The organism is Streptomyces sp. URMC 126 (assembly GCF_051386555.1).
GTDB lineage: Bacteria > Actinomycetota > Actinomycetes > Streptomycetales > Streptomycetaceae > Streptomyces.
This window is the reverse complement of the sequence record NZ_JBPQTX010000506.1, coordinates 1-3087: the sequence shown is the minus strand read 5'-3', so window position 1 is coordinate 3087 and position 3087 is coordinate 1. Positions and strand designations below refer to the sequence as shown.

At 75.4% G+C, this 3087-nt stretch carries 2 protein-coding genes; both read left to right on the top strand.

The window, feature by feature from the left end; translation table 11 throughout:
* Window positions 1–138 precede the first annotated feature (138 nt).
* Complete coding sequence (gene mshC, locus ACSNOK_RS32040) at window positions 139–1368, top strand: cysteine--1-D-myo-inosityl 2-amino-2-deoxy-alpha-D-glucopyranoside ligase (RefSeq protein ID WP_436784301.1); 1230 nt, start codon at window positions 139–141, stop codon at window positions 1366–1368.
* Between the two features lie 230 nt (window positions 1369–1598).
* The gene (locus ACSNOK_RS32035) at window positions 1599–2699 is read left to right on the top strand and encodes an SMP-30/gluconolactonase/LRE family protein (RefSeq protein WP_436784300.1); all 1101 of its coding nucleotides are present in this window, start codon (window positions 1599–1601) and stop codon (window positions 2697–2699) included.
* Window positions 2700–3087 lie beyond the last annotated feature (388 nt).

Genomic DNA, 3087 nt, shown 5'->3' with positions numbered 1-3087 from the left:
GTCCGGGGGGCTTGCCCCCGGGAAACGGCGAAGGGGCGGGACTGGGGCACACCCACCCGCCCCCGCGCAAGACCCATTTCTCAGCCAACCGCCCCCTCCGGTTCGTATCCGGAAGCCGCATCCGGTTACGCTCAAGGCATGCATGCCTGGCCCGCTTCTGAGGTTCCCGCCCTGCCCGGCAAGGGCCGCGACCTCCGGATCCACGACACCGCGACCGGTGGACGGGTGACCCTCGTCCCCGGCCCCGTCGCCCGCCTCTACGTCTGCGGCATCACGCCCTACGACGCCACCCACATGGGGCACGCGGCGACCTACAACGCGTTCGACCTCGTGCAGCGCGTGTGGCTCGACACCAAGCGGCAGGTCCACTACGTCCAGAACGTGACGGACATCGACGACCCCCTGCTGGAGCGGGCCGCCGCCAACGGCGACGACTGGGAGGCCCTCGCCGAGCGCGAGACCGCCCTGTTCCGCGAGGACATGACCGCGCTGCGGCTGCTGCCCCCGCGCCAGTACGTGGGCGCCGTGGAGTCGATACCGAAGATCGTTCCGCTGGTGGAGCGCCTGCGCGACGCGGGCGCCGCCTACGACCTCGACGGCGACATCTACTTCTCCGTCGCTTCCGACAGCCACTTCGGCGAGGTCTCCGGCCTCGACGCGGAGGCCATGCGGCTGCTGTCCGCCGAGCGCGGCGGCGACCCGGACCGGCCGGGCAAGAAGAACCCCGTCGACCCGATGCTGTGGATGGCCGCCCGCCCGGGCGAGCCCAGCTGGGACGGCGCCTCCCTCGGCCCCGGACGCCCCGGCTGGCACATCGAGTGCGTCGCCATCGCCCTGGAGTACTTCGGCATGGGCTTCGACGTCCAGGGCGGCGGCTCCGACCTGATCTTCCCGCACCACGAGATGGGCGCCTCGCACGCGCAGGCGCTGACCGGCGAGCACCCGTTCGCCAAGACGTACGTCCACGCGGGCATGGTGGCGCTCCACGGCGAGAAGATGTCCAAGTCCAAGGGCAACCTCGTCTTCGTCTCCGCCCTGCGCCGCCAGGGCGTGGACCCGGCCGCGATCCGCCTCGCGCTGCTGTCGCACCACTACCGGGCCGACTGGGAGTGGACGGACGACGTCCTCACCGAGGCCGTCGAGCGCCTCGCCCGCTGGCGCGCGGCCGTCTCCCGTCCGGACGGGCCGTCCGCCGACGCCCTGCTGGAAGAGGTCCGCGAGGCCCTCGCCGACGACCTCGACGCCCCGGCCGCCCTGGCCGCCGTCGACCGCTGGGCCGCCGCCCAGGCCGCCGACGGCGGTACGGACGAGGGCGCGCCCGGCCTGGTGTCGCGCACGGTGGACGCGCTGCTGGGCGTCGCCCTCTGAGCGACGGAGTCCGTCGGAGTCCGCCGTAGGGCCGGAGAGCCGTAGGGCTGTAGGAACGAGGCGCTCCCCGCCGTGCGCGGGGGGCGCCTCGTGCGCGTCCGCCACGGGGCGCCGCGTCCCATGGGCGGGAGCCTCCGCTTGTGAAGACCGGGAGGCGCGCGGCGTGCCGTGTGCCGCGCTGTGCTGGGGTGGGCGCACGCGTCCGTCCCGCCCTCCGGAGGGATCCACCCATGGCACGCTCCTTCACCCGCAGGACTCTGTTCGCCGCCGGCGCCGCCGGGGCCGTGACGGCGCTCGCGGGGCCGCCCGCCGTCGCACGGCCCGGCCCCGCCGGCGGCGCGGCCGGGCGGCCGACGGAGGCCGGTGGGTCCGGTGGGTCCGGTGGGTCCGGTGGGTCCGGTGGGTCCGGTGGGTCCGGTGAGCCCAGCGAGCCCGGCCGGCGGGGAGAGTCCGGGGGATCCGCCCCCTGGCCCACCCGCTTCCCGCTCCCCGACGGCTTCCGGCCCGAGGGCATCGCCGTCGGCCCCGGCCCGTACGCCTGGTTCGGCTCCCTCGGCAGCGGCGCGCTGTACCGGGCGCACCTGCCCACCGGCCGGGGGACCGTCCTGCCCACCCGGATGGAGCTCGGCTCGATCGGGCTCAAGACCGACCGCCGGGGCCGGGCCTTCGTCGCCGGCGGCGCCACCCGGCAACTGCGCGTCGTCGACACCCGGGACGGCCGGATCCTCGCCGTGTACGAGGTCGGCAGACCCGCGAGCGTGATCAACGACGTGGTGCTCACCGAGCGGGCCGCCTGGTTCACCGACTCGACGCAGGCCCTGGTCCACGGCATCCCGCTCGGCCCGCGCGGGGAGCTGCCCGCCGCCCAGGACGTGGTCTCGCTGCCGCTCACCGGCGACTGGGCGGAGGCCCCCGCCGACGGCTTCACCTCCAACGGCATCTCGGTCACGCCCGACGGCCGGGGCCTGCTCGTCGTCAACGTGTTCCAGGACGGCGGCAGTCTGCTCCGGGTCGACCCGCGCACCGGCGCCGCCCGCCGCGTGGACCTCGGTGGCCGGAAACTGCCCGACGGGGACGGCGCGTTGCTCCTCGGCCGCGTTCTGTACGTCGTCCAGCAGGTGCAGAACGCCGTCGACGTCTTCCGGCTGGACGCCGCCGGCCTGCGCGGCACGTGGCTCGCCCGGATCACCGACCCGCGGTTCCGGATCCCCACCACCGTGGCCGTCCACGGCGACCGGCTGTACCTCCCCAACTCCCGCTTCACCGAGCCCTCGACGCCCACGACGCCGTACGACGCGGTGGCGGTGCCCCGGTACGGGCGGGGCGGGTGAGGTCGCCCACCCAGAGGCCGGTGATCCGCAGGCCGGTGACCCACGGGCCGGTGATCCGGCGGCCGGTGAGCCGGACGTGCGGCGGGCGAACGGGCGCGGAAACCGGCCGAGTTCGCCCATGTCACATCCGTACCTCTTGACCCGGGAGTGAGGGAAGGGACAGGATGCGCGGCATACGGCCGTATGTCCTGCCCTGTCCGGGTTGAGTACCCGGATCCGTCCGCCGCGTGGTCCCGGCGCCGCCCGCCCGGGCGCCGCGCGGCGCTCCGCACGGAGGTACCGCCGCCATGCCCCTGACCCCGGAGGACGCCACCCCGGAGGACGCCACCCCGGAAGACGCCACACCGGAAGGCGCCGCGCCCGGCGCGTTACCGGACGCCCCCGCCCC